We start from the raw sequence: 599 nt of genomic DNA, 5'->3' as shown, positions 1-599 counted from the left end.
CCGCGTGTTTGATGTTACGTGCCGCGTTCACGTCGGCGTTGCCGGCGTATCCGCAGGACCGGCACCGGAAACGCGCTTGGCTCTCGCGCGCCTGCCGGTCCACGATCCCGCACGCCGAGCACCGCTGGCTCGTGTATGCGGGGTTGATCTTCACGACTCGACCGGGAGCCTTGTGCTCCAGCCGGGCCACCAGCCGGCCCCACCCCGCGGCGAGAATGCCCCGGTTCAGGCCGGCCTTCTGACCGACGTTACGGCCCGGCACATCAAGCGTGCCCCGCGCCGACCGCGTCATGGCGGAGATCTTCAGATCTTCGACGGCGATCACGTCGAACCGGCGTGCCAGATCGGTGCTGGTCTTCTCGATCCAGTCCGTGCGCCGGTCCACTCCTCGGGTCTTCAGCTGCGCGATGGCAGCCTTCACCCTGTCGCGCCGCCTCGACCCCCTCCTGGCCCGCGCCAGTTTGCGCAACAACCGCAGCAGTCGCGCCTTCTCGCTCTCGCGCAGGCCGGGAACGTACAGCATCTGTCCAGTGGACAGGGCGGCGCTGACCGCGACACCCCGGTCCACGCCCACCACCTCGCCGGTGCCCGGTGCGGGG

The 599-nt window shown here is 69.8% G+C and carries 1 protein-coding gene; it reads right to left on the bottom strand.

Translation table 11 applies throughout. The annotated features are described in order from the left end of the window. Positions 1–574, bottom strand: a 574-nt coding sequence (locus tag ACTWPW_RS64555) for an RNA-guided endonuclease InsQ/TnpB family protein (protein ID WP_443175091.1), incomplete at its 3' end; no start/stop codon positions are given. Positions 575–599: the final 25 nt, after the last annotated feature.

Origin of the sequence: Nonomuraea sp. KM90, from assembly GCF_052246675.1 — a bacterium.
In the GTDB taxonomy this organism is placed as follows: Bacteria; Actinomycetota; Actinomycetes; order Streptosporangiales; family Streptosporangiaceae; genus Nonomuraea.
Note: the sequence above shows the minus strand (reverse complement) of the source record. Positions and strands in the feature narration are given on the sequence as shown.